23 protein-coding genes are annotated in these 19,863 nt (G+C 68.2%); 11 read left to right on the top strand and 12 right to left on the bottom strand.

What is annotated here, in order from left to right; all coding sequences use genetic code 11:
- Positions 1-34 precede the first annotated feature (34 nt).
- From ASF06_RS07535 to ASF06_RS07525, 3 genes are read right to left on the bottom strand one after another with little or no spacing between them, the layout of a single operon-like run.
- Positions 35-2,281, bottom strand: coding sequence for a YhgE/Pip family protein (locus tag ASF06_RS07535; RefSeq protein ID WP_055945251.1), 2,247 nt, complete (start codon positions 2,279-2,281; stop codon positions 35-37).
- Entirely contained in the window at positions 2,278-3,021 is a 744-nt protein-coding gene (locus tag ASF06_RS07530) for a hypothetical protein (RefSeq protein WP_200920335.1), read from the bottom strand. Before ASF06_RS07530 ends, ASF06_RS07535 begins: the two co-directional genes overlap by 4 nt.
- Positions 3,018-3,710, bottom strand: a complete 693-nt coding sequence (locus tag ASF06_RS07525) for a TetR/AcrR family transcriptional regulator (protein ID WP_055945249.1) — start codon at positions 3,708-3,710, stop codon at positions 3,018-3,020. Before ASF06_RS07525 ends, ASF06_RS07530 begins: the two co-directional genes overlap by 4 nt.
- 215 nt (positions 3,711-3,925) lie before the next feature.
- Between ASF06_RS07525 and ASF06_RS07520 the strand changes: the two genes are divergently transcribed.
- The gene (locus ASF06_RS07520; protein ID WP_055945247.1) at positions 3,926-4,318 is read left to right on the top strand and encodes a hypothetical protein; all 393 of its coding nucleotides are present in this window, start codon (positions 3,926-3,928) and stop codon (positions 4,316-4,318) included.
- 2 nt (positions 4,319-4,320) lie between these two features.
- Positions 4,321-4,788, top strand: a complete 468-nt coding sequence (locus ASF06_RS07515; protein WP_055945245.1) for a hypothetical protein — start codon at positions 4,321-4,323, stop codon at positions 4,786-4,788.
- On the opposite strand, the gene ASF06_RS07510 is transcribed toward ASF06_RS07515, so the two are convergent.
- On the bottom strand, positions 4,785-5,054 hold the full coding sequence (locus ASF06_RS07510; protein ID WP_055945243.1) for a thioredoxin domain-containing protein: 270 nt from the start codon (positions 5,052-5,054) through the stop codon (positions 4,785-4,787). The two genes, ASF06_RS07515 and ASF06_RS07510, sit on opposite strands and share 4 nt — an antisense overlap.
- A gap of 60 nt (positions 5,055-5,114) precedes the next feature.
- Between ASF06_RS07510 and ASF06_RS07505 the strand changes: the two genes are divergently transcribed.
- Complete coding sequence (locus ASF06_RS07505; protein WP_044439725.1) at positions 5,115-5,600, top strand: DUF3151 domain-containing protein; 486 nt, start codon at positions 5,115-5,117, stop codon at positions 5,598-5,600.
- Here ASF06_RS07505 and ASF06_RS07500 read toward each other — a convergent pair.
- Entirely contained in the window at positions 5,591-6,232 is a 642-nt protein-coding gene (locus ASF06_RS07500) for a Pr6Pr family membrane protein (protein WP_157439112.1), read from the bottom strand. The two genes, ASF06_RS07505 and ASF06_RS07500, sit on opposite strands and share 10 nt — an antisense overlap.
- A 151-nt stretch (positions 6,233-6,383) precedes the next feature.
- On the opposite strand from ASF06_RS07500, the gene ASF06_RS07495 reads away from it, so the two are divergent.
- The 4 genes from ASF06_RS07495 (at position 6,384) to ASF06_RS07480 (ending at position 9,228) form a co-directional block, all read left to right on the top strand.
- Positions 6,384-7,670, top strand: a complete 1,287-nt coding sequence (locus ASF06_RS07495) for an adenylosuccinate synthase (RefSeq protein WP_055945236.1) — start codon at positions 6,384-6,386, stop codon at positions 7,668-7,670.
- Positions 7,671-7,675: 5 nt separating this feature from the next.
- Positions 7,676-8,323 carry a GNAT family N-acetyltransferase gene (locus tag ASF06_RS07490; RefSeq protein WP_055945232.1) on the top strand — a complete coding sequence of 216 codons (648 nt, stop codon included), beginning with the start codon at positions 7,676-7,678 and terminating at the stop codon, positions 8,321-8,323.
- A gap of 63 nt (positions 8,324-8,386) precedes the next feature.
- Positions 8,387-8,809, top strand: coding sequence for an organic hydroperoxide resistance protein (locus ASF06_RS07485; protein WP_055926710.1), 423 nt, complete (start codon positions 8,387-8,389; stop codon positions 8,807-8,809).
- Positions 8,810-8,910: 101 nt separating this feature from the next.
- Positions 8,911-9,228, top strand: coding sequence for a chorismate mutase (locus ASF06_RS07480; RefSeq protein WP_055945229.1), 318 nt, complete (start codon positions 8,911-8,913; stop codon positions 9,226-9,228).
- On the opposite strand, the gene ASF06_RS07475 is transcribed toward ASF06_RS07480, so the two are convergent.
- The gene (locus tag ASF06_RS07475) at positions 9,195-10,748 is read right to left on the bottom strand and encodes a sensor histidine kinase (RefSeq protein WP_055945226.1); all 1,554 of its coding nucleotides are present in this window, start codon (positions 10,746-10,748) and stop codon (positions 9,195-9,197) included. The genes ASF06_RS07480 and ASF06_RS07475 overlap by 34 nt on opposite strands.
- The gene (locus ASF06_RS07470; protein WP_055946293.1) at positions 10,745-11,449 is read right to left on the bottom strand and encodes a response regulator transcription factor; all 705 of its coding nucleotides are present in this window, start codon (positions 11,447-11,449) and stop codon (positions 10,745-10,747) included. The genes ASF06_RS07475 and ASF06_RS07470 overlap by 4 nt, the downstream gene beginning before the upstream one ends.
- A gap of 185 nt (positions 11,450-11,634) precedes the next feature.
- Here ASF06_RS07470 and ASF06_RS07465 point away from each other — a divergent pair, with 185 nt between their 5' ends.
- Positions 11,635-12,357, top strand: coding sequence for a GNAT family N-acetyltransferase (locus tag ASF06_RS07465; protein WP_055945223.1), 723 nt, complete (start codon positions 11,635-11,637; stop codon positions 12,355-12,357).
- Here ASF06_RS07465 and ASF06_RS19455 read toward each other — a convergent pair.
- The 5 genes from ASF06_RS19455 to purL all read right to left on the bottom strand — a co-directional run bounded on the left by ASF06_RS19455 (position 12,354) and on the right by purL (position 17,128).
- Positions 12,354-12,491: an LPXTG cell wall anchor domain-containing protein gene (locus ASF06_RS19455; protein ID WP_157412031.1), complete on the bottom strand. Its 138-nt coding sequence runs from the start codon at positions 12,489-12,491 to the stop codon at positions 12,354-12,356. The genes ASF06_RS07465 and ASF06_RS19455 overlap by 4 nt on opposite strands.
- 60 nt (positions 12,492-12,551) lie before the next feature.
- Positions 12,552-12,944, bottom strand: coding sequence for a hypothetical protein (locus ASF06_RS07460; protein ID WP_055945221.1), 393 nt, complete (start codon positions 12,942-12,944; stop codon positions 12,552-12,554).
- Positions 12,941-13,582, bottom strand: a complete 642-nt coding sequence (locus tag ASF06_RS07455; RefSeq protein WP_055945218.1) for a hypothetical protein — start codon at positions 13,580-13,582, stop codon at positions 12,941-12,943. Before ASF06_RS07455 ends, ASF06_RS07460 begins: the two co-directional genes overlap by 4 nt.
- A gap of 34 nt (positions 13,583-13,616) precedes the next feature.
- Complete coding sequence (locus tag ASF06_RS07450) at positions 13,617-14,651, bottom strand: WXG100 family type VII secretion target (RefSeq protein WP_055945216.1); 1,035 nt, start codon at positions 14,649-14,651, stop codon at positions 13,617-13,619.
- 137 nt (positions 14,652-14,788) lie between these two features.
- The gene (gene purL / locus ASF06_RS07445; RefSeq protein WP_162236928.1) at positions 14,789-17,128 is read right to left on the bottom strand and encodes a phosphoribosylformylglycinamidine synthase subunit PurL; all 2,340 of its coding nucleotides are present in this window, start codon (positions 17,126-17,128) and stop codon (positions 14,789-14,791) included.
- 206 nt (positions 17,129-17,334) lie between these two features.
- On the opposite strand from purL, the gene ASF06_RS07440 reads away from it, so the two are divergent.
- From ASF06_RS07440 to ASF06_RS07430, 3 genes are all read left to right on the top strand, one after another.
- On the top strand, positions 17,335-18,681 hold the full coding sequence (locus tag ASF06_RS07440; protein ID WP_055945213.1) for an aminotransferase class V-fold PLP-dependent enzyme: 1,347 nt from the start codon (positions 17,335-17,337) through the stop codon (positions 18,679-18,681).
- On the top strand, positions 18,678-19,121 hold the full coding sequence (sufU, locus tag ASF06_RS07435) for a Fe-S cluster assembly sulfur transfer protein SufU (RefSeq protein WP_200920334.1): 444 nt from the start codon (positions 18,678-18,680) through the stop codon (positions 19,119-19,121). The genes ASF06_RS07440 and sufU overlap by 4 nt, the downstream gene beginning before the upstream one ends.
- Positions 19,122-19,182: 61 nt before the next feature.
- Positions 19,183-19,836, top strand: a complete 654-nt coding sequence (locus ASF06_RS07430) for a hypothetical protein (protein WP_055945210.1) — start codon at positions 19,183-19,185, stop codon at positions 19,834-19,836.
- Positions 19,837-19,863 lie beyond the last annotated feature (27 nt).

Here is a 19,863-nt window from a genome sequence, read left to right as displayed (position 1 = left end):
TGCCGGGTTCCGACGCTCGGGCCCTGCCCCCGGCTCAGCCGATCAGTGAGGGGCGCAGGTCTCTCAGGGTGCGCGTTCTCGTCATGCGACGCGCGCCCAGCCACGAGAGAGCGAGTGCACCGAGAAGGAACGCGAGCAGCACGGCCACGTCGGCCCACGCCAGCGCGAGGTTGCCGCCGTACATGAGCTGCCGAATTCCGTCGACCGCGTATCCCATCGGCAACGCGTGGTGCAGTGCGGCGAGCGGGCCGGGCAGCGTCTGCCACGGGAACGTGCCTCCGGCGGTCACGAGCTGCAGCACCATCAGCACCAGCCCGAGGAACTGCCCGACGCTGCCGAGCCAGACGTTCAGCGCGAGGATGATCGCGGCGTATGTCACCGAGGTCACGATCATGAATCCGAGCATGCCCAGCGGGTTGGCCACGGAGTAGCCGAGGGCGAGGGTCACGATGCCGAAGACGGCGATCATCTGCACGGCGCCGAGGATGCCGGGCGTCATCAGGCCCGCCGCGGTCACCCGCACGGGCTTGCGAAGCGCCGTGAGCGCCCTCTTCGACAGCGGTTTGATGATCAGGAACAGGGCGTAGATGCCGATCCAGGCGGCGAGGCTGATGAAGAACGGCGCCATTCCCGCGCCGTAGGTGCTGGCCTTGGTCACGGCGCTCGTGTCGATCGCGGCCGGGTCGGAGATGATCGACGCGCTCTTCTCGCGCTCGGCGGCCGTCTCGATGGGCAGCTTGCCGAGGCCCTCGGTGAGGCCGGATGCGAGCTTGTGCGCCCCGTCGTCGAGCTTCAGGATGCCGGTCTGCAGATCGGAGGCTCCGGTTGCGAGAGCGGGCGTTCCGTCCGCGAGCGTGCGAGCGCCGGTGTCGAGATCGGTGATCCCACTGCTCAAAGTGGCCGCGCCCGAGGCGAGTTCCGGAGTCTTCGCGGCGAGGGTGCTTGTGCCATCGGCAAGCTGCTGTGTTCCTGCCTGGATCTTCGTGGCACCGTCGACAGCCTGGTTCACACCGTCCGTGAGCGAGGGCGCTTTGCCCGCCAGCTGGGCGGTGCCGGCGGCGACCTGTGCGCTTCCCGAGGCCAGGGCAACACTTCCATCGGCAACCTGTTGGCTTCCCTCGGCGAGTTGGTCGAGCTTCAGATCGAGTCCCTGCGCCTGCGTGTTCGCTTCGATCACCTTGTCGCCGAGAGGGTCGAGGTCGGCGAGCACGGCATCGATCTGTTCCTGGGAGAAACCGTCATCCGTCATCGTCTGCTGGATCTGGGCACGGATCACGGGAACACTGTCTGCCGCGGCCTGGGCGGCAGAGGCGACCGGCGCAGCGGCGTCGGCCAGCGCGGCGTTCCCTACTGCGACCTGTTGTGCCCCTGCTGTCAACGTCTGTGCCCCGGTCGCGACGTCTTGCGCGCCGGTGTTGAGGTTTGCGGAGTCGGTCGGAAGAGTCGAGACGCCTGTCTGCAGGGTCGTGAAACCGGCGAGCAGCTGAATCATTCCGGTGTTCGCGGCCGAAGCGCCCGCCGACAGAGTCTGCGCACCGTCGTTGGCGGCGGACGCACCTGTGCTCAGCGTCGCGGCGCCCGCCTGGGCGGTGTCGAGTCCGGTCGCGAGCTGCTGGGCGCCGTCATTGACGGTCGCCGCTCCCGCGCTCAGGGTCGCCGCGCCGTTCGCCGCGGTGGTCGTGCCGTCGGCGAGCTGGTTCGCGCCGTCGATGGCGGTCTCGAGGCTCGTGCCCACGTCGGCGAAGCCGTCGAGGAACTGCAGTGCCGCCTCTTTTCCGACCTTCTCGGCGATCGAGGAGCGCACCTTCTCGGCAACGTTGCCGGCGATGGTGGTGGCCAGGAAGCTGTTCGTGTCGTTGGTCGTCAGCTCGACCGAGGCCTGCTTCGGCGACGCGGTGATGGGCGAGGTGAGGTCGGTCGAGAAGTCCTTGCCCAGGGTGAGCACGAAGTCGAAGGTGCCGTCGCTGACACCCGTCTTCGCCTCGGCCGCGGTGGCCTCGATCCACTTGACGCTGTTGTCCTTCAGCAGCTCGTCGCGCACCTCGTCGCCGTAGTTCACGGTCGCGGTCGTTCCGTCGGAGTCGGTCTGCGTGGCTCCCGTGTCTTCGACGACGAGGCCGACGGGCACGTCTTTGAGGTTGCCGTATGGGTCGTTGTTTCCCCAGAGGTAGAGCCCCGCGTAGATGATGGGAACGCACATGAGCGCGACGAGCGCCAGGATTCCCATCCTCGATGAGGTGAGTCGGCGCAGTTCGGCGCGGACGAGCGTGACGATGGTCATTTCGTGTCTTCTTCTTCTGCTGGTGCAGGGATGTCGAGCTCGACGGGGTCGGGCTCGGTTTCAGGATTGGCTTGGGGCTCGGGCTCGGGGTCTGCTTCGGGCTCGGGTGGCAGCACGTGCTTCGGTGCCACCGTGGGCTCCGGTTCGGCGAGGGCGGCATCGAGCAGCGCCACAGACGCGGCTCCCGCGATCACGAGAACGGCGTAGCCGCGCTCGGCCAGACCCTCGGCGATGGGATACCACTCGAGCGGGTCGCCACCGTGCCGGTCGGGGGAGGTGAGCACGAGCGCCTCGACGTCCTCCCTCATGGCCGCGAGCTCGGCGAGCACGTGCAGGCGCACGGTCGCTGGAACGTGCTCGATGGGGGTGCGGGCGAACTCGCGTGCGCCCAGCGTGTCGAGCGTCTCGAGAACGGCCTTCGACGACGAGGGCAGCTCGGCGAACATCAGCTCCTCCTGCACGATGCCGTCGAGCCGCAGTCCGGCGGCCGGCTCCGAGATGTCGGGTGCGTCGACGACGGCCACGGATGCGCGCAGCTCGTCGCCGCTCGCGTCGGGGTCGCGGGTCACCGAGCCGTGCTCGGGGATCATGCGCCCGCTCGCGATCAGCGCGAGCAGCGTCGGCCGCTGGGCGGTCTCGGTGGCGATCAGCGTGACGGCGCCGCTTTCAAAGCCGACCGTCGTCGGGCGCAGCGCATCCGCACCCTCGCCCGCGGTCACGTCGACGAGGTCGATTCTCATTCGGTGTCTCCTGCGTGGTGGGATGCGTGGGGCTGGGCGTCGGGGGCGAGCTCGGGCGACGCGTCGATGAGCTCGGCGGCCTCGCGCCACGACAGCCCGGCGGTGCTGAGCGCGACGAGCATCACCAGCCGGTGGCCCTCGTCGCGCGAGATGTCGGCGCGGACCGCCTCGTCGAGTACCGACAGTGCGGCACCCTCGATGAGGCGGGCGAGTGTGGCCGGTTCGATGTCGGTTCGCAGCTGCCCGGCCTCGACTCCCTGGCGCACGAGGTCGAGAACTCCGCGGCGCACGGGCTCGAGGCCCTTGCCCACGATCTCGCGGCGCGGGCCGCGAATGGCGAGCTGCGCGGTGACGCGCACGTCTTCGACCTCGCTCCAGAGTCGCGCGCCGACCAGGGCGAGGGCGATTCGCGCATCCGAATGCCGGATGGGCGCGAGCGCCGCCGTGACCCGGGCGATGCCTCGGTCGTTCAGCTCCGCGACCAGCTCGTCGCGAGTGCTGAAGTGGCCGTAGATCGAGCGGCGCGACAGGCCGGCGGCCGATGCGATCGTCTCGAGCGACGCATCCGGGTCGTGGTTGAGCTCGGAGATGGCGGCATCGAGGATGGCGACCCTGTTCTCCGCTGCGTCGCGCCGGGGTGCGCGGGGCGGCCGGGAGGCGCGGCGGGGGGAGGTGCTGGTGTCGGTCACGGGACGATTCTAATAACTTGCACATCAATGTGCAAGTTATTTCGCGCGAGGACCGATCGACTCGGCGGAGTGGGTAATCGGCCGCGACGCAGTGAGTAGAGCCTGCTCAGTCGTCGCCGTGCGCATCGCAGCAGAGTGGTGTCACTGCCGGAGACCGGCACCTCATCACAGACACACCACATCACTGACATACCGACAAAGAATCGAGACGAGAAATGAACATCATCAAAGGCTTCCGCGACATGGGCGCGATGCTGAACGCCGCCCCCGGGCTGATCGAGTCCGCCAACGAGATGTCCGCCCAGGCGAAGGCCATGCAGACTCCTGCCGCCGGCGCCGCCGGAGCCTACGGCTTCGGTGCGCCCGTGCCGATCGAGCCGAATCCCGCCAACCTCGTGCCGATCGCCGGCGTCGACATCGAGCTGTGGGCGCGCATCGCCAAGGGCATCGCCCCCTACGGCTACGACGCGTCGAAGCTGCCCGCGGTCGCCGCCTCGTTCGGCGTCGCTCCGGCGGACTGGGCCGTCGCCGTCGAGGGCTGGAACACCCGTCTGGCCGCCGACCCCGGCGTCGCCCAGCGGTTCAACGCCCTGTACCGGGCCGCCTGATCATGGGAGTCTTCGCAAGCTACTTCAAGGTCATGAAGCTCACGAACGAGATGGAGAAGAACAGCGACGTGAAGGGCGATCTCGCCCGCATGCAGGCCGGCATGAACGGTGCGAATCAGACCCTCGCCACGATGACCGCCCAGCGTCGGTCGGCCGAGCGCGCCGCGGTCGACGGACCCGTCGACGGCCCGGTAGACGGGCGGGTCGACGGGCGGGCCGAGCGCATCGAGGCCGCAGCCACCGTGACCCAGTTCGTCCCGACCGGCATGGTGATCGCGGGTCGGCCCGTGATCGAGCTGAACCTCGTCGTGCTGCTGCCCGGCGGCATCCCGCTGCCCGTCGCGCACAGCACCGCCATCGACTCGGCCCAGGCGTCCCGCCTCGTGCCCGGAGCGCGGATCGTCGTCACGCTCGACCCGGCCGATCCCGCATCCCTGCGGATCGACTGGAGCAAGCCGTCACCCGTCTAGAGGTGCCGCGCGAGAAGAGTCAGCACCTGGTCGGCCGTGGGCACACCGGATGCGCGGGCGAGCTCTGCGCCCGATTCGTCGCGAACCACGACGGTCGGCGTCGCGACGATGCTCGCCCGCTCCGCGTCGTCAGGGCTCGACGCCACGTTCGACTCGCTGAAGTCGACCCGATCGCGCACGAACGGCTGCACCTGCTCGAGAACGCTGCGGGTCTGCGTGCACGCGCCGCAGAAGCTCGAACTGTAGAGGTGCACGGAGAGGGGCATACAGAGTGCAACGCCATCGCGGCCCCGGGATTCCCGATGCGGCTGGCGTACCATCGAGATATGAGCGGCGACAACCTCCTCGGCCTGCCCGAGACACTCCTTCCCGAAGACACTGCAGTGATGGAGGCGCTCGCGGAGCGCTCCCCGGCCACGGCGGCAGATCTGGGCGAACTGGTCAAGCAGTTCCCCACGTCGTCACTGCTCTGGGCGCTGCTCTCCGAGGAACTGTGGGCTGTCGGTGCGGTCCTTCCGTCGTATGCCTACGCCCGGGTCGGCTACCACCGCGGCCTCGACGCCCTGCGCAAGGGCGGCTGGCGGGGGCAGGGGCCTGTTCCCTGGTCGCACGAGCCCAACCGCGGCGTGCTGCTGTCGCTCTACACGCTGCGCCGCGCTGCAGAGGCCTTCGGCGAGGTCGACGAGGTCAAGCGCCTCGGAGACTTCCTTCAGATGTCCGATCCACGCGCGATCGACGCCATCGAGGCGACGATCCGCCCCGTCACCGACCAGCCGGTGACCGAGGCCATCATCATCCGCGGTCAGGACTGACGCAGCGAAGCATCCCGCGCGAAGCGCCTGCTGTAGGCGATCGCCAGAGCCCCGAGACCCAGCAGGCCGACGCTCAACCCGACGATGTACGCGATCACGCTGCCCCAGCCCGCGGTCGCCGGGTCGAGGAACGGGTACGGGTAGATGCCGCCAGACACGGCGCCCCGCAGCAGCGAATAGGCCAGCCAGGCGACCGGGTAGATCATCACGACGCCGAGTCGCCGCCAGGGCAGAGCCGGGCGCCCGGGCGACACGAGCCAGTCGAGAACGATGAGCAGCGGCATCCAGACGTGCATGACCTCGCTCGGCCAGCCGAGCGCCTGGAAGCCCTCGCTCGGGCCGTCGTCTCGCAGCAGCAGGTTGTAGACGCCCGCGGTGACGATCGCGTAGGCGAGCGTCGCCATGCGAATCGTCGTGAAGAGCACCGTGTCGCTCGGGCGCCGCAGCGCGAGAACCCCGCCGACCACGAAGACGACGATGTTCATGAGGGACGTCTCGATGGTGAAGTAGCTGAAGTACTCCCAGGGATCGAACACGTTGTTCACCACCCTGTCGGCGATCTGGATGGCCATGGTCACCAGCAGGCCGACGCCCGCCAGAAGACGTATCGCTCCCACCACTCTTCTGCTCATGGCACCCATTCGTAGCAGAACGCCCGCCGGGTTTGCCCTCGACCGCGGATCAGTCGCCCGCCGACCCGCCTCGGGTACCATGGGGTGGAACCTCTTCGCAGTGTTCCGGCCACTCCTCGTTCTCGAGGCCACTGACCGATAGGACTCTTCAATGCCAGCGATCGTTCTCATCGGCGCCCAGTGGGGCGACGAGGGCAAGGGCAAAGCCACCGACCTGCTCGGCGAACGCGTCGACTACGTCGTCAAGTTCAACGGCGGCAACAACGCCGGCCACACCGTGGTCGTCGGCGACAAGAAGTACGCGCTGCACCTGCTGCCCTCGGGCATCCTGAGCCCCGGCGTCACCCCCGTCATCTCCAACGGCGTCGTCGTCGACATCGAGGTGCTGTTCCACGAGCTCGAGGCGCTCGCGGCCCGCGGGGTCGACGTGTCGAAGCTGCTGGTCTCGGCCAACGCCCACGTCATCACGGCCTACCACCGCACCCTCGACAAGGTCACCGAGCGCTTCCTCGGCAAGAAGCAGATCGGCACCACCGGTCGGGGCATCGGCCCGAGCTACGCCGACAAGATCAACAGGGTCGGCATCCGTATCCAGGACCTGTTCGACGAGGGAATCCTGCGCCAGAAGGTCGAGGGCGCCCTCGACCTGAAGAACCACATCCTCGTCAAGGTCTACAACCGACGCGCGATCCAGGTCGACGAGGTCATGGCCGATCTCCTGTCGTACGTCGAGCGGCTGCGCCCGATGGTCGCCGACACGTCTCTCGTGCTCAACCGTGCGCTCGACGAGGGCAAGACGGTGCTGTTCGAGGGCGGCCAGGCAACGATGCTGGATGTCGACCACGGCACGTACCCGTTCGTCACGTCATCGAACGCCACGTCGGGCGGCGCGGCCACCGGCTCGGGCGTCGCGCCCAACCGCATCGACCGCGTGATCGCGGTCGTCAAGGCCTACACGACCCGCGTCGGCGCGGGCCCGTTCCCCACCGAGCTGTTCGACGAATCCGGCGAGTTCCTACGCTCGAAGGGCTTCGAGTTCGGCACCACCACCGGGCGCCCCCGTCGCTGCGGCTGGTACGACGCGCCCATCGCCCGCTACAGCGCGCGCATCAACGGCGTCACCGACTTCGTGCTCACCAAGCTCGACGTGCTCACCGGGCTCGAGGCCATCCCCGTCTGCGTCGCCTACGACGTCGACGGAGTGCGGGTCGACGAGGTCCCCGTGTCGCAGTCCGACTTCCACCACGCCGTTCCGATCTACGAGGAGTTCCCCGGTTGGACCGAGGACATCACGGGTGCCCGCGAGTTCTCCGACCTGCCGATCAACGCGCAGAACTACGTGCTGGCCCTCGAGAAGATGAGCAACGCCCGCATCTCGGCCATCGGCGTCGGCCCCGGTCGCGACGAGATCGTCGTGCGGCACGACCTGCTCGAGTAGCAGCCGTGGCGTGTGAGCGTCCGCCCTTCGGCGATGTCGTCGAGGGGCGCTTCATCTCGTTGGAGCCGCTGACCCGACGACTCCTGCCCGAGCTGTTCGCGGCCATCGGGCATCCCCAGGTCTTCGACGGCGGTTACGGCGGCGGCCCCGCCGCCTACCGCGACACGCTCGAGGGCTTCAGCCGGTTCGCCTCGTCGTACTACGCGTGGGATGCCGCGAACGTGCACGCGGTGCGGCTCGTCGGCGGGCCGCACGACGGCCTGCTGGTCGGCACATCGACGCTCGGCGACCTCGATCCGTCTCTCGGCTACGCGCACCTCGGCTGGACTGCCTACGACCCGCGGGTCTGGGGCACGGTCGTGAACGCCGAGACGAAGCTGCTCATCCTCTCCTCGGCCTTCGACAACGGGTTCGAGCGCGTGAAGATCCAGGCCGATGTGCTGAACACCCGATCGCGCGCCGCCATCGCGAAACTCGGCGCCACTTTCGAAGGGGTCTCCCGTCACGACATGCGGCGGGCCGACGGCGCCTGGCGCGACTCGGCGATCTTCTCGATCCTCAGCGAGGAATGGCCGAGGGTCAAGGCAGGCCTCCTGGCCCGGATCGAACGGCAGGGCGACGTGCCGGTGACGCTGCGCCCGGCGGCAGAGTAGTCCGTTCGCGCGGCACATTCTATGACGCTGCACTCAGGGTCGTTTCGTGGTGGACTAGTCGTCATGGAAGCTCTCTACACTGCAATTGCCCATGCATCCGGCGGGGGCCGCGACGGCCACGTTCGAAGCGAAGACGACCGCCTCGACTTCGACACCCGACCTCCCGTCGAGATGGGCGGGAGCGGCGAGGGAACGAACCCCGAGCAGCTCTTCGCCGCCGGCTACTCCGCCTGCTTCCTCGGCGCCGTGCACGCCGTCGGCCGCGAGCTGAAGCTCGACACGAAGGACGCGGCCGTGTCGGCCAGCGTCTCGATCGGCCCAAGCGCCGACACGGGCTTCGAGATCGCCGCCGAGCTCGACATCTACATTCCGAATGTGACGCCCGACGAGGCGCGGAAGATCGCCGAGACGGCCCACAAAGACATCTGCCCCTACTCGAAGGCGATCAGCGGCAACGTCCCGGTGATCCTCAACATCGTCGAATAGCGCGCCCGGTCGTTCCCTGGGCCTGTCGAAGGGCCTCCCTTCGACGGGCTCCCTTCGACAGGCTCAGGGAACGGGCTTCACGACTCGGTAGAGTTTTCGGTATGTCTGACTCCGCCGCCACCCCAGAAGATGCCCTCCGACAGCTCGAGGGAATCCGCCAGAGCATCGACAACATCGATGCGGCGCTGATCCACCTCCTGGCGGAGCGGTTCAAGTTCACCCAGGGCGTCGGCGAGCTCAAGGCTGCCAACGGACTTCCCCCTGCAGACCTCGAGCGCGAGGCTCGTCAGATCAAGCGGCTGCGGGCGTTGGCCGAGGAATCGCACCTCGACCCCGACCTCGCCGAGAAGTTCCTCAACTTCATCGTGGCCGAGGTCATCCACCATCACCGACGCATTGCGGAGGACTCGGGGGAGTAGCCCTCGGGCCGCACTGCGGCGCCGCCCGCCCCCTGAGCGAGGTCGGCGGCAGCCCCGGCGATCCGCACCGTGAACCGGGTGCCCTCGCTCGACGAGGCGACCGTGATCTGCCCGTCGTGCGCATCCACGATCGACGCCACGATCGCGAGGCCGAGACCAGAGCTGCCCGCGGTGCGCGACCGCGACGAGTCGCCACGGGCGAACCGCTCGAACAGCTCGGGCACGAGGTCTTCTGCGATACCCGGCCCGTCGTCGCAGATCGAGAGCTCGACCGCCTGGCGGCCCTCGGCATCCGGCACCAGAGCGAGACGCGCGACGACGGATGTGCCGGGCGGGGTGTGCTCGGCGGCGTTCGAGAGCAGGTTCATCACGAGCTGGTGCAGCCGCTCCTGATCGCCCACGACAGGAGTCGGGCCGTCGGGGACATCGAGGGTCCAGGTGTGCTCGGGATACGCGGCACGCACGTCGCTGACCGCATTCACCACGACCTCGCCCAGGTCGACCTCGTCGAGATGCAGGTCCTGGCCCTCGTCGAGTCGCGCGAGCAGCAGCAGGTCGCTGACGAGGGAGCTCATGCGTTTGGCCTCGGACTCGATGCGCGCGAGCGAATACTCCGTCATGGCGGGAAGCTCGGCACTGTCCTGCCTCGTCAGCTCGGCGTAGCCCTGGATGGCGGCCAGCGGCGTACGCAGCTCGTGGCTGGCGTCGGTGACGAAGCGGCGCATGCGCGTGTCGGTCGCGGCGCGCACGGCGAGGGCGTCGTCGACGTGGGCCAGCAGCAGGTTCAGGGCCTCGCCCACCTTGCCGACCTCCGTGCGTGGATCCGTGTCGGCCGTGTCGACCCGGGTGGTGATCGCCACCTCGCCGCGGTCGAGGGGCATCGTGGCCACCGCCGCCGCGGTCGCTACGACCCGGTCGAGCGGGCGCAGGGTGTGCCGCACGATGAGGATCACGCCGAAGACCACGATGATGAGCGCGAGCACGGCCATGGTCGAGATCACGACCGTCTCCTGCAGCACGGCCGCGTCGGCGGTCGCCATCGAGACACCCGCGATGAGGGTGTTGCCCTTGCTGTCGAGCTGCGTGGCGAGCCTGTAGGTGCCGAGCCCCGGCAGTGCGACGGTGCTGCGGCTCTCCGCGGCCTGCGCGACCTGCTCGAGCCGCGAGATCACGGCGTCGTCGAGCCCCGTCGCCGTCTCGTCCGAGAACTGTGCGGAGTCCACGATCTCTCCGTCGCTGGCCAGGGCGATGATGGTGCCCGCGCCGTGGCCCGTGTAGTCGACGAAGGGCTTCACATAGGGCTTTCCTGACGAATCGGTGGGCGGGGAGTCGTCGTTGCGGAGTCGCTCGACCGTGTGACTGAGGCCGGACATCGAGCCCGACAGCTGCGTGTCGACGACGGTGGTGACCGAGGCGGCGAGCGTGATCACGCCGACGACGCCCACGATCGCGAAGACGGCCGCCACGACGGTGCCGATGCCGACGACGAGGCGGCGTCGCAGGGTCCAGGGGCCGCTCATTCGGCCGGCCGCAGCATGTAGCCCACACCGCGCACGGTCTGGATCATGGGGGATCGTCCGGCGTCGATCTTCTTGCGCAGGTACGAGACGTAGAGGTCGACGATGCTCGCCTTGCCGGCGAAGTCGTAGTTCCAGACCTGGTCGAGGATCTGGGAGCGGCTCAGCACGCGCCGAGGGTTGCGCATAAGAAAGCGCAGCAGCTCGAACTCGGTCATGGTGAGCTGCAGGGGCTCGCCGCCCCGGGTGACCTCGTAGCTCGTCTCGTCGAGCAGTAGGTCGCCCACCACGATGCGGGAGTCCTCTTCGGAGGAGGTGAGGATCGACCGTCGCAGCAGGCCGCGCAGCCGCGCCACGAGCTCCTCGAGGCTGAACGGCTTGGTCATGTAGTCGTCGCCGCCGGCGGTGAGGCCGATGATGCGGTCGTCGACGGAGTCGCGGGCGGTCAGGAACAGCGTGGGGAAGTTCTGCTCGATGTCGCGCAGCTGTCGCAGCAGCCGGATTCCATCGGTGTCGGGCAGCATGATGTCGAGCACGACGACATCCGGCCTCGTGTCGCGGTAGAGCTGCAGGGCCGTCGCGCCGTCGTGGGCGATGTCGACCACCCATCCCTCGTAGGCCAGGGCGAGGCTCACAAGGCTCGTGAGCACGACCTCGTCGTCGACGAGCAGCACCCTGATCGGCGAGCCGTCGGCACGGTACATGCGGGGCAGCTTGGCGAGCACGGCCCGCCGCCGCCCCGACGTCACCTCATCGTCGGAGATCGGAGAGTACGCCACCTCGCCATTATTCGCCCCTTCGGGGGTTCGCGCCCATGAAAGGCACCGATTCATAGACGGCTCAAATATTCGCACACACGACTCCGGTGAGCGGCACGTACCGTCGGCGCATGACCACCACGAGGCTTCCCACCCAGGCGACCCTGGGTATCCGCTCGGTTCGGATGCGGCCACGCTCTCTGGCCGCCCTGTGCGTCCGCCGCCTGCGTGACGCGCTCGCGTCGCGGGGCGTGCGGCGACCGCGGATGCTGAGGGGTCGTCGGCTGCCGTCGCCGATCGACGCCCCGCGCATCCGAACGACTCGCCTCGAGCTGCGCCCCCACCGCCGAGACGACGCCGATGCCTGGTTCGACCTCCAGTCGCAGGAGTCCGTCACGAGGTTCCTGCCGTGGCCGCGGCGCAGCAGACGCCAGTCGGCGCGGCACCTGGCCGACCGCACTCGGCACACTCGACTGTGGCAGGCGGACGACTTTCTCGCGCTGGCCATCGTCAGGGACGGCCGGCTGATCGGCGACGTCTCGGCTCATCTTCGAACGGTGGATGCCGGTGGCCGGACGCTCGAGATCGGCTGGGTCATCCATCCGGAGTTCGGCGGCAGGGGATATGCGACCGAGGCTGCAGACGCGCTGCTCGACTTCGCGTTCGACGAGGTGGGTGCTCGGTTCGTGACAGCCGTGACCGACCCGCGGAACGTTCGGTCGTCGTCGCTGGCTCGTCGTCTCGGGTTCGTCGAACTGCGACGCGAGGGTGACGAACTCGTCCTGGCGGTGGCCGCGGACACGCACCGCGAGAGGGCGGCCATCGAGCGAAGTGTCCGCCCGGATGAGGGCTAGAGGCGGTTGTCCTTATTGCGGGCGCGGAGGGCCCGGGCAACGATGAAGAGCGCCGCTCCGACGAGAAGCACCACGAGTCCGAGCACGATGTAGGTCGAGACGGTCAGTCCGGTCTGGGCAAGTTCAAGGGGCATGTCGGTCACCTTTCCAGTGGCTACTCTCTCACGTCTCGGGCCTGCGAAGGCGCGAGCGGATCATCGCAGGTCTTTGGGCAGACCCTTCGACACACGACTCTTCTGCGCCCGACGCTCCTTGGCGAACATGATCCACGACCAGACGGGGAAGATGAAGGTCAGGCCGAGGAAGACCGCCATGACGGGGGAGAGCTGGGTGTAGTTATCGGGCCGGGCGAGGTAGCCGAGTTCCTGGGCGATGCTCGAACCGATGAGGGCGAGGAGAGCGATACCGAGAACCGTGAGGATGATGGACAGGATGAGGAGGCCTCGCGCCGAATTGACCGGCTTCACCAGGCTGCCCGTGCTGCCCTTGTACACCCCGTAGTCGTGCATGCTGAGGCCGCGCCGCTGGGCGTCGTCCTTGGCCAGACCGCCGAAGCCCGGGGCGGAGCCGCCGCGCTTGTCGGTCATGATGCGACTGTTGCGAGATCGGTGCGGAGTTCGATCAGGTTGTCGAGCAGACCCTCGGACGAGAGTCCTGTGCGCTCGACCACGGAATCCTCTCCGGGCACGATTCTGCCCACGGCGTAGCCATCTCCGTCGGGCCTCACGAGCAGGATCGAGTCATGACCGTCGACGCGAGCCCTCAGCATGGCTGTGCCCTCGGGGTGCTGGCGGATATGCTCCCGCACGACGTCGAGCTGGGCCTCGGGGCCGCTGAGATCGGGGTCCTGTGCGTAGGCGAACCACGTGTTCAGTGTTCGCGGCTGCATGAGCAAGGAGACCGGGTCGGACTCGACGTGGACGATCGTGTCGGAGATATCGCTCTCCATGAGGCTGATCTCGGTCCACAGTGTGGCACGGCCCATGGCGTACGAGACGGGAACGGCGGCGTCGACGATCTCGATGTCGTCGTCGGAGACCGTGGCGAACTCACGCCCGAGCAGCGACGAGGCGCCCGCGAACACGAGCACCTCGGAATCCATCTCCTCGGTGAGGCGCAGGACCGTCGCGGTCATCAGGGCCGCCGGGGTCGACATGCGCTTGAGCAGGTAGGCGATCTCGGCATAGCCGAAGCCGATCGCTTCTGCATCGTTCTTGTCGGTCATCGCTTCCCGTTCCTTTCGTGGCCGTACTGACTGTCTACCATCCGAAGAAGTCCTTGACACCCTCGCCCATGTCACCGATGTTCTTGGCGACGTCGGTGGCGAACTTGTCGGGATCCTTGAAGGCGCTCACCACGGTGTCGCCGACCGCCTTGACTCCGTTGTCGACGAACTCCTTCACAGCGGGGATCTCGTAGATCGCGATCGCCGCGCTGCCGATCTGCGCGACCGTCCCGGCGGGCGGCGGCAGGAAGCACGCGACGCCCAATGCCGCCTTGGCGACGGAACCGGCTGCACCCCATCCGTCTCCCGAACCGGCTTTCTCGACCGCGTCATAGACGTTGAAGCCGACGCCGGCCCAGCCCAGGGCGCGACCGAGCCCGCCCTTGCCCAGGGACTCCATCGTCTCGCCCATGCCCTTGAAGAACACCGGGGTCTCCTCGAGGAAACCGGCGGCGCCTTTCAGACCGGGGATGTACTGGTTGAGATTCTTGAGGCCGAGGACGTTGCCCGTGTCGTCGAGCGCCCCGTACAGAGTGTTGACGTTGGCGAGGTCTTTCCACTTGGCAGCGTCGTAGAACGCATCGGCACCCTGCCGCATCATCAGGCCCAGACCGAGAGCATTCTTCGGCAGACCGATGTAGTTCTTGTACTCGCCCCATTTTCCCCATGCGTCGCGGAACGGCGAACCGTCGGAGAAGAATCCGCCGCCGCCGGAGTCGCCTGATCCTGTGGACCCACCGTTACCGGGCGTGCCTGGCGTACCACCGCCACCGCCGCCGCCGCCGGGGCCTCCGTCGACCTGGCTCGTGGCCGTCTGCTCGTCGGCGTTCTTGATGAGCGTGGTCGACCCGAGCTCGAGTGCGTGCACGACCGTGTTGCCGAGCTGCTTGACCTGCGAGTTCCAGCGCTGCTGGAATGCGCTCGCGTCGGGGCCCTGCCAGCTCTGCGTGGAGTTGACCAGAGACGACACGGTCTCGAGCGAGGAGCGGATCTGGTTCGAGCCCGAGGAGAACTGCTTCGCCAGTGCCCTCAGCTGATCCGGGTCGGCGCCGTAGAACCCTTGTGCCATCGTGATCCTCCGTGCTGCGTTCGAGCCTGTCGTTGTCGCTTCAGGCTAGCGTTCGCGCCCGCTCGGCTCGATGGGGAGAACTCCCCATGCGGTCGGCGGGACCGGCTGCGTCAGTACCTTGCGCCAGTGCCCCTGCGTCAGTACCCGACGACGTCGCCGAAGTGCTGCTGCAGGGTGGCCCGGTGCGTGCCGCGCAGCTCGTCGAGCGACACGTCGAACTGGCCCTGGATGCTGATGCCCGGCTCGGTCGAGTCGGTCACGCCGACCCGGATCACCGGGTAGCCGCGGCCCTCGCAGAGGCCGATGAACTTCACGTCGTCTTCGCGCGGGACGCTGACGAGCACCCGGCCCGTGGTCTCGGAGAAGAGCGCCGTGGCGATGTCGACGCCGTCGCGCAGCATCAGCTCGTCGAGGAACACCCGGGCGCCCACGCCGAAGCGCATCACGCTCTCGACCAGCGCGGTGGCGAGTCCGCCGTCTGACAGGTCGTGGGCCGAGGCGATGATCGACTGCTGCGCGCCCGCGGCGAGCAGCCCGGCGAGCGTGGCCTCGTTCGCCAGCGACACGGCCGGCGGGCGACCGCCGAGGTGGTCGTGGATGACGCCCGCCCAGGCCGAGCCGTCGAACTCGACGGTCGTGGTGCCCAGCAGGTAGATGTTGTTGCCCTCGTCCTGCCAGCCGCTCGGGATGCGCTTGGCCACGTCGTCGATCACGCCGAGGATGGCGACCACCGGGGTCGGGTGGATCGGCTTGGTGCCCGTCTGGTTGTAGAACGACACGTTGCCGCCGGTGACCGGGATCTCGAGTTCGAGGCATCCGTCGGCGAGGCCCTCGACGGCCTTCGAGAACTGCCACATGACCTCCGGGTCCTCGGGAGAGCCGAAGTTGAGGCAGTCCGAGACGGCGACAGGCGTGGCGCCCGTGGAGGCGACGTTGCGGTACGCCTCGGCCAGGGCCAGCTGCGCGCCCTGGTACGGGTCGAGCTGGCAGTACCGGCCGTTGGCATCCGTCGCGATGGCGAAGCCGAGCCCCGAGGTCTCGTCGACGCGGATCATGCCGCCGTCGTCGGGGAAGCTCAGAGCCGTGTTGCCCAGCACGTAGCGGTCGTACTGGTTGGTGACCCAGCTCGGGTCTGCGAGGTTGGGCGAGCCGAGCAGGCGCAGCAGCTGGTCGCGCAGCTCTGCCGCCGTGGTCGGGCGGGGGAGGGTGGCCGCGGTGTCGGCCTGCAGCGCGTCGATCCAGCTCGGGTACTCGACGGGGCGGGTGTAGACGGGGCCGTCGACGGCGACCGTGCGCGGCTCGACGTTGACGATCTCCTCGCCGTGCCAGTTGATGATCAGGCGGCCGGTGTCGGTGACCTCGCCGAGAACGCTGGTCTCGACATCCCACTTCTCGACGACCTTCAGGAAGCCCTCGAGCTTCTCGGGGGTCACGACGGCCATCATGCGCTCCTGGCTCTCCGACATCAGAATCTCTTCCGCGGTGAGCGAGGGGTCGCGCAGAAGCACCTTCTCGAGCTCGATGAACATGCCGCCGTCGCCGTTCGAGGCGAGCTCGCTGGTAGCGCACGAGATGCCCGCGGCGCCCAGGTCCTGGATGCCCTCCACGAGCTTCTCGCGGAACAACTCGAGGCAGCACTCGATGAGCACCTTCTCGGCGAACGGGTCGCCCACCTGCACAGCGGGGCGCTTGGTGGGACCGCCGGCCGAGAACGTGTCGGAGGCGAGAATGGATGCTCCGCCGATGCCGTCGCCGCCGGTGCGGGCTCCGAAGAGAACGACCTTGTTGCCGACTCCGCGCGCGTTGGCGAGGTGCAGGTCTTCGTGACGCAGCACGCCCACGCTCAGGGCGTTGACAAGGGGGTTTCCCTGGTACACCGGGTCGAACCAGGTCTCTCCGCCGATGTTCGGCAGGCCGAGGCAGTTGCCGTAGAACGAGATGCCCGAGACCACGCCGTGCACGACGCGAGCCGTGTCGGGGTCTGAGATGTCGCCGAAGCGCAACGCATCCATCACGGCCACCGGCCGCGCACCCATCGAGATGATGTCGCGCACGATGCCGCCGACGCCGGTCGCGGCGCCCTGGAACGGCTCGATGTAGCTGGGGTGGTTGTGGCTCTCGATCTTGAAGGTGACGGCCCAGCCCTCGCCCACGTCGACGACGCCGGCGTTCTCGCCCATGCCGACCATGAGGTTCTGCTTCATCTTCGGCGTGACCTTCTCGCCGAACTGCCGCAGGTAGATCTTGGAGCTCTTGTAGGAGCAGTGCTCGCTCCACATGACGGAGTACATGGCGAGCTCGCCCGACGTGGGGCGGCGGCCGAGGATCTCGCGCACCTTGGCGTACTCGTCGGCCTTCATGCCGAGGGCCGCGTACGGCTGCTCCCGGTCTGGAGTGTCGATCGCGTTCTGCACGGTGTCGGCGGCGGCACGAGCGGTAGCCGTGTGAATGGAGAACGTTGCAGCAGAGTCAGACACGCGAGAAGGGCTCCTTAGTGGGGCAGGCGGTGAGCGCCTCAATCCTACCGGCCCCGGGAATGCGCGGGCCCGGAGCGGGGTTGCGTCTGACGAAGTAGCGTTGAGGGTTGGACCCCGTCCGATCTCGATCGACCCAGCGCATCGATTGACCAGCGCGTCGATTGACCAGCGCGTCGATTGACTAACAAAAAGGTGACCCGTACCGCATGACCGTTTCCGACGCATCCACCGTCTCGCCCGGCCCGCTGACGCTCGCCGAGGTCGAACGGCTGCGCGCCGACTTCCCCATTCTCGGGCGCTCCGTCAACGGTCACCCGCTCGCCTACCTCGACTCGGGCGCGACAGCGCAGCGCCCCGTGCAGGTTCTGGATGCCGAGCGCGATTACGTTCTCGACCGTAATTCGGCCGTGCACCGCGGAGCGCACACTCTCGCCGCAGAGGCCACCGAGAGCTTCGAAGACGCCCGCGCCCGCGTCGCCGACTTCGTGGGCGTGCGCGAGAACGAGATCGTGTGGACCTCGAACGCCACCGAGGCGATCAACCTCGTGGCCTACGCGTTCTCGAACGCGAGCCTCGGCAGGGGAGCCCCCGAGTCGTCGCGATTCGCGCTCGGCCCCGGCGACGAGATCGTCACCACCGAGATGGAGCATCACGCCAACCTCATCCCGTGGCAGGAGCTGGCGGCGCGCACGGGGGCGACTCTCCGCGTCATCCCGATCGACGACGACGGCCTGCTCGTTATGTCTCAGGCAGAAGAGATCATCGGCTCGCGCACCCGCGTTCTGGCATTCACGCACGTGTCCAACGTCACGGGCGTGATCAACCCGGTCGAGCAGCTCGTGGCCCTGGCGCACGCCGTCGGCGCGCTCGTGGTTCTGGATGCCTGCCAGTCGGCCCCGCATCGGCCGCTCGACCTGGGTGCGTCGGGCGTCGACTTCGCCGTGTTCTCCGGCCACAAGATGCTCGGACCCACCGGAGTGGGCGTGCTCTACGGTCGCGGCGAACTGCTCGACGCGATGCCCCCGTTTCTCACGGGCGGGTCGATGATCACGACCGTCACCCTCGAGAAGGCCGAGTATCTTCCGGCCCCGCAGCGCTTCGAGGCGGGCACCCAGCGGGTGTCGCAGGCCATCGCCCTGGCCGCCGCCGTCGACTACCTGTCCGAGGTGGGAATGTCGCGCATCCACGACTGGGAGGCGGCCCTCGGCCAGCGTCTCGTCTCCGGACTCGAGTCCATTCCCGGCATCACCGTGCTCGGTCCGCCCCCGGGTGTGGAGCGTGCGGGGCTTGCCAGCTTCGTCGTCGAGGGCGTGCATGCCCACGACGTGGGCCAGTACCTCGACGACCTCGGCATCGCCGTGCGCGTCGGCCACCACTGCGCCCAGCCGCTGCACCGCCGCTTCGGCGTGACCGCCTCGACCCGGGCCAGCGCCTATCTCTACAACACGCCGGCCGAGGTCGACGCGTTCCTCGAGGGAGTTCGCGGCGTCACCGCGTTCTTCGGCGTCGTGCCCACTCAATACCCGCAATACCCGCAAGGAAGTCAGCTGTGAGCAGTTCGTTGGAAAGCCTCTATCAGGAGGTCATCATGGATCACTCGCGTTCGCCGCACAATCACGGCCTGCGCGAGGGCGGTTCGGCCGAGTCGCACCAGCTCAACCCGACGTGCGGCGACGAGGTGACCCTGCGCATCCATTCGCGGGGCGACACGATCACGTCGCTCAGCTGGGAGGGCCACGGCTGCGCGATCTCGCAGGCGTCGGCGTCGCTGCTGAGCGACGTGGTCGTCGACCTCGACCGTTCGGCCGTGCACGAGCGCATCGACGCGTTCCGCGAGCTCATGCGCTCGAAGGGCACGCTCGAGGGCGACGAGGAGCTGCTCGGCGACGCCGTTGTGCTCGGCGGAGTCTCGCGCTACATCGCCCGGGTCAAGTGCGCGATGCTCGCCTGGGTCGCCCTCGAAGACGCGATGGCGAAGACCCCCGCCGCCTGAGCCTGGGTTCCCTGAGCCTGTCGAAGGGCCGCCGCGGCCGCATCGCCGTAGCCTTGGATCCATGGCATCCACGCTCGACGAACTCGCCCGAACCCTTCCCGGCCCTCTCGAACTGCGCGACAGACTCCGCGCTTTGGCCGTGCTCGATGCGATCTGCGGCACTCGGCACCTGACCTACAGCTTCACGGCGTCGTTCTCCGAGGGCGTGGCTCTCGGCCGTTACGACAACGGGGCCGGTGACTACTATTTCGTCTTCTTCGACGGGGGCCAGACCTTCGTGCGCGTCTTCGACCACGAGTCCGATCTGAGTCCGTATGCCAACGACGGGCTGTGGCCCGGCCTCGTCGATGGTCTGCCCGCTCGACTCCAGCAGTATGTGCAGATGGAGAAGCTCGGAGACGAGGACTACCCGCTCATCACGCTCGCGATGTGGCATGACGGCACGGGCTGGAAGCACGGAAGACCGGCGCCGATCGATGGCGTCGAGCCGAAGCCCACGGACTGGCCCCTCTCGCAGGTGATTGCATGGTCGGCCGACGCCGTCGCCACTGATCGCGGGCGCTACTGGTCGCGTTCCCTCAGCGCGGCGGCTATCGCTCCGATCCTCGAGCTTCGGCCGCTCACCCGCGGAATCGCCGAATCGATCAACCCCGACGTCGACTGGCCGTTCGTCGAGCGCATCGCCGCCTACGTCGGACTTCCCCTCGAGGGCTGACGACGCATCCCGCCCTGATCCCGGACC

Source organism: Agreia sp. Leaf244, assembly GCF_001422695.1.
In the GTDB taxonomy this organism is placed as follows: domain Bacteria; phylum Actinomycetota; class Actinomycetes; order Actinomycetales; family Microbacteriaceae; genus Agreia.
The sequence above is the reverse complement of the archived record's forward strand: the minus strand, read 5'-3'. Positions and strand labels throughout refer to the sequence as shown.